The organism is Neisseria sp. P0020.S005 (assembly GCF_051957055.1).
Taxonomy (GTDB): domain Bacteria; phylum Pseudomonadota; class Gammaproteobacteria; order Burkholderiales; family Neisseriaceae; genus Neisseria; species Neisseria subflava_A.
In genome coordinates this window covers 1-5294 of record NZ_JBQCWV010000020.1, presented here as the reverse complement: position 1 = coordinate 5294, position 5294 = coordinate 1, and the positions used below count along the sequence as shown (strand labels likewise).

At 50.5% G+C, this 5294-nt stretch carries 2 tRNA genes and 3 rRNA genes; all 5 read left to right on the top strand.

The window, feature by feature from the left end:
- The 5 genes from ACTHTU_RS11075 to rrf all read left to right on the top strand — a co-directional run bounded on the left by ACTHTU_RS11075 (nucleotide 1) and on the right by rrf (nucleotide 5245).
- Nucleotides 1–1537, top strand: a 16S ribosomal RNA gene (locus tag ACTHTU_RS11075).
- 106 nt (nucleotides 1538–1643) lie between these two features.
- A tRNA-Ile gene (locus ACTHTU_RS11070) sits at nucleotides 1644–1720 on the top strand.
- A 5-nt stretch (nucleotides 1721–1725) separates the two neighbouring features.
- A tRNA-Ala gene (locus tag ACTHTU_RS11065) sits at nucleotides 1726–1801 on the top strand.
- 347 nt (nucleotides 1802–2148) lie between these two features.
- Nucleotides 2149–5037, top strand: a 23S ribosomal RNA gene (locus tag ACTHTU_RS11060).
- A 94-nt stretch (nucleotides 5038–5131) separates the two neighbouring features.
- A 5S ribosomal RNA gene (rrf, locus tag ACTHTU_RS11055) occupies nucleotides 5132–5245 on the top strand.
- The 16S, 23S and 5S rRNA genes sit together here with 2 tRNA genes alongside, the layout of an rRNA operon.
- Nucleotides 5246–5294: the final 49 nt, after the last annotated feature.

Sequence of the window (5294 nt, the reverse complement as noted above, 5' to 3'; positions counted from 1 at the left end):
ATAAGAGTTTGATCCTGGCTCAGATTGAACGCTGGCGGCATGCTTTACACATGCAAGTCGGACGGCAGCACAGAGAAGCTTGCTTCTTGGGTGGCGAGTGGCGAACGGGTGAGTAATATATCGGAACGTACCGAGTAATGGGGGATAACTAATCGAAAGATTAGCTAATACCGCATATTCTCTGAGGAGGAAAGCAGGGGACCTTCGGGCCTTGCGTTATTCGAGCGGCCGATATCTGATTAGCTAGTTGGTGGGGTAAAGGCCTACCAAGGCGACGATCAGTAGCGGGTCTGAGAGGATGATCCGCCACACTGGGACTGAGACACGGCCCAGACTCCTACGGGAGGCAGCAGTGGGGAATTTTGGACAATGGGCGCAAGCCTGATCCAGCCATGCCGCGTGTCTGAAGAAGGCCTTCGGGTTGTAAAGGACTTTTGTCAGGGAAGAAAAGGCTGTTGCTAATATCGACAGCTGATGACGGTACCTGAAGAATAAGCACCGGCTAACTACGTGCCAGCAGCCGCGGTAATACGTAGGGTGCGAGCGTTAATCGGAATTACTGGGCGTAAAGCGAGCGCAGACGGTTACTTAAGCAGGATGTGAAATCCCCGGGCTCAACCTGGGAACTGCGTTCTGAACTGGGTGACTAGAGTGTGTCAGAGGGAGGTAGAATTCCACGTGTAGCAGTGAAATGCGTAGAGATGTGGAGGAATACCGATGGCGAAGGCAGCCTCCTGGGATAACACTGACGTTCATGCTCGAAAGCGTGGGTAGCAAACAGGATTAGATACCCTGGTAGTCCACGCCCTAAACGATGTCAATTAGCTGTTGGGCAACTTGATTGCTTAGTAGCGTAGCTAACGCGTGAAATTGACCGCCTGGGGAGTACGGTCGCAAGATTAAAACTCAAAGGAATTGACGGGGACCCGCACAAGCGGTGGATGATGTGGATTAATTCGATGCAACGCGAAGAACCTTACCTGGTCTTGACATGTACGGAATCCTCCAGAGACGGAGGAGTGCCTTCGGGAGCCGTAACACAGGTGCTGCATGGCTGTCGTCAGCTCGTGTCGTGAGATGTTGGGTTAAGTCCCGCAACGAGCGCAACCCTTGTCATTAGTTGCCATCATTTAGTTGGGCACTCTAATGAGACTGCCGGTGACAAGCCGGAGGAAGGTGGGGATGACGTCAAGTCCTCATGGCCCTTATGACCAGGGCTTCACACGTCATACAATGGTCGGTACAGAGGGTAGCCAAGCCGCGAGGTGGAGCCAATCTCACAAAACCGATCGTAGTCCGGATTGCACTCTGCAACTCGAGTGCATGAAGTCGGAATCGCTAGTAATCGCAGGTCAGCATACTGCGGTGAATACGTTCCCGGGTCTTGTACACACCGCCCGTCACACCATGGGAGTGGGGGATACCAGAAGTAGGTAGGGTAACCGCAAGGAGCCCGCTTACCACGGTATGCTTCATGACTGGGGTGAAGTCGTAACAAGGTAGCCGTAGGGGAACCTGCGGCTGGATCACCTCCTTTCTAGAGAAAGAAGAGGTCTGATGCATTCACACTTATCGGTAAACTGTATAAAGATGCGGAAGAGAAAAGCTTGAGTGAAGACAAGATTCGCTTAAGAAGAGAATCCGGGTTTGTAGCTCAGCTGGTTAGAGCACACGCTTGATAAGCGTGGGGTCGGAGGTTCAAGTCCTCCCAGACCCACCAAGAACGGGGGCATAGCTCAGTTGGTAGAGCACCTGCTTTGCAAGCAGGGGGTCATCGGTTCGATCCCGTTTGCCTCCACCAAGAACTTTACAAATCAAAGGAAGCCTGCTATACTTAGCAGCTTATTTTGATTTGCGAAGTGAAATATCAACGCATCGATCTTTAACAAATTGGAAAGCCGAAATCAACAAACAAAGACAATGAGTTTGTTTTGATTTTTTGTTCTTTGCAAAGGATAAAAAATCTCTCGCAAGAGAAAAGAAAACAAACACAGTATTTGGGTGATGATTGTATCGACTTAATCCTGAAACACAAAAGGCAGGATTAAGACACAACAAAGCAGTAAGCTTTATCAAAGTAGGAATTTCAAGTTTACTTCCCTAGTCAACGGGTAGGTAAACGAAGTCAAGAGGTTCTTGAAATGATAGAGTCAAGTGAATAAGTGCATCAGGTGGATGCCTTGGCGATGATAGGCGACGAAGGACGTGTAAGCCTGCGAAAAGCGTGGGGGAGCTGGCAATAAAGCTATGATCCCGCGATGTCCGAATGGGGAAACCCACCTCTTAGGAGGTATCCTTATCTGAATACATAGGATAAGCGAAGCGAACCCGGAGAACTGAACCATCTAAGTACCCGGAGGAAAAGAAATCAACCGAGATTCCGCAAGTAGTGGCGAGCGAACGCGGAGGAGCCTGTACGTAATAACTGTCGAGATAGAAGAACAAGCTGGGAAGCTTGACCATAGTGGGTGATAGTCCCGTATTCGAAATCTCAATAGTGGTACTAAGCGTACGAAAAGTAGGGCGGGACACGTGAAATCCTGTCTGAATATGGGGGGACCATCCTCCAAGGCTAAATACTCATCATCGACCGATAGTGAACCAGTACCGTGAGGGAAAGGCGAAAAGAACCCCGGGAGGGGAGTGAAATAGAACCTGAAACCTGATGCATACAAACAGTGGGAGCACCCTTGTGGTGTGACTGCGTACCTTTTGTATAATGGGTCAACGACTTACATTCAGTAGCGAGCTTAACCGAATAGGGGAGGCGTAGGGAAACCGAGTCTTAATAGGGCGAATAGTTGCTGGGTGTAGACCCGAAACCGAGTGATCTATCCATGGCCAGGTTGAAGGTGCCGTAACAGGTACTGGAGGACCGAACCCACGCATGTTGCAAAATGCGGGGATGAGCTGTGGATAGGGGTGAAAGGCTAAACAAACTCGGAGATAGCTGGTTCTCCCCGAAAACTATTTAGGTAGTGCCTCGAGCAAGACACTGATGGGGGTAAAGCACTGTTATGGCTAGGGGGTTATTGCAACTTACCAACCCATGGCAAACTAAGAATACCATCAAGTGGTTCCTCGGGAGACAGACAGCGGGTGCTAACGTCCGTTGTCAAGAGGGAAACAACCCAGACCGCCAGCTAAGGTCCCAAATGATAGATTAAGTGGTAAACGAAGTGGGAAGGCCCAGACAGCCAGGATGTTGGCTTAGAAGCAGCCATCATTTAAAGAAAGCGTAATAGCTCACTGGTCGAGTCGTCCTGCGCGGAAGATGTAACGGGGCTCAAATCTATAACCGAAGCTGCGGATGCCAGTTTACTGGCATGGTAGGGGAGCGTTCTGTAGGCCGATGAAGGTGCATTGTAAAGTGTGCTGGAGGTATCAGAAGTGCGAATGTTGACATGAGTAGCGATAAAGCGGGTGAAAAGCCCGCTCGCCGAAAGCCCAAGGTTTCCTACGCAACGTTCATCGGCGTAGGGTGAGTCGGCCCCTAAGGCGAGGCAGAAATGCGTAGTCGATGGGAAACAGGTTAATATTCCTGTACTTGATTCAAATGCGATGTGGGGACGGAGAAGGTTAGGTTAGCAAGCTGTTGGAATAGCTTGTTTAAGCCGGTAGGTGGAAGACTTAGGCAAATCCGGGTCTTCTTAACACCGAGAAGTGATGACGAGTGTCTACGGACATGAAGTAACCAATACCACGCTTCCAGGAAAAGCCACTAAGCTTCAGTTTGAATTGAACCGTACCGCAAACCGACACAGGTGGGCAGGATGAGAATTCTAAGGCGCTTGAGAGAACTCAGGAGAAGGAACTCGGCAAATTGATACCGTAACTTCGGGAGAAGGTATGCCCTCTAAGGTTAAGGACTTGCTCCGTAAGCCCTGGAGGGTCGCAGAGAATAGGTGGCTGCGACTGTTTATTAAAAACACAGCACTCTGCTAACACGAAAGTGGACGTATAGGGTGTGACGCCTGCCCGGTGCTGGAAGGTTAATTGAAGATGTGCAAGCATCGGATCGAAGCCCCAGTAAACGGCGGCCGTAACTATAACGGTCCTAAGGTAGCGAAATTCCTTGTCGGGTAAGTTCCGACCCGCACGAATGGCGTAACGATGGCCACACTGTCTCCTCCTGAGACTCAGCGAAGTTGAAGTGGTTGTGAAGATGCAATCTACCCGCTGCTAGACGGAAAGACCCCGTGAACCTTTACTGTAGCTTTGCATTGGACTTTGAAGTCACTTGTGTAGGATAGGTGGGAGGCTTTGAAGCAGAGACGCCAGTCTCTGTGGAGCCGTCCTTGAAATACCACCCTGGTGTCTTTGAGGTTCTAACCCAGACCCGTAATCCGGGTCGGGGACCGTGCATGGTAGGCAGTTTGACTGGGGCGGTCTCCTCCCAAAGAGTAACGGAGGAGTTCGAAGGTTACCTAGGTCCGGTCGGAAATCGGACTGATAGTGCAATGGCAAAAGGTAGCTTAACTGCGAGACCGACAAGTCGAGCAGGTGCGAAAGCAGGACATAGTGATCCGGTGGTTCTGTATGGAAGGGCCATCGCTCAACGGATAAAAGGTACTCCGGGGATAACAGGCTGATTCCGCCCAAGAGTTCATATCGACGGCGGAGTTTGGCACCTCGATGTCGGCTCATCACATCCTGGGGCTGTAGTCGGTCCCAAGGGTATGGCTGTTCGCCATTTAAAGTGGTACGTGAGCTGGGTTTAAAACGTCGTGAGACAGTTTGGTCCCTATCTGCAGTGGGCGTTGGAAGTTTGACGGGGGCTGCTCCTAGTACGAGAGGACCGGAGTGGACGAACCTCTGGTGTACCGGTTGTAACGCCAGTTGCATAGCCGGGTAGCTAAGTTCGGAAGAGATAAGCGCTGAAAGCATCTAAGCGCGAAACTCGCCTGAAGATGAGACTTCCCTTGTGGTTTAACCACACTAAAGAGTCGTTCGAGACCAGGACGTTGATAGGTGGGGTGTGGAAGCGCGGTAACGCGTGAAGCTAACCCATACTAATTGCTCGTGAGGCTTGACTCTATCATTTGAAGAACTTCAAAGATAAAAGCTTACTGACTGATTCAGTCATCACCAAATAATTGATTAAGGCTTTACCGATTTGTAACAGTTTAAGTTTGGCGGCCATAGCGAGTTGGTCCCACGCCTTCCCATCCCGAACAGGACCGTGAAACGACTCAGCGCCGATGATAGTGTGGTTCTTCCATGTGAAAGTAGGTCACCGCCAAACACCCATTCCGAAGCCCCCGACTGATGTCGGGGGCTTTTTACATGCCTGT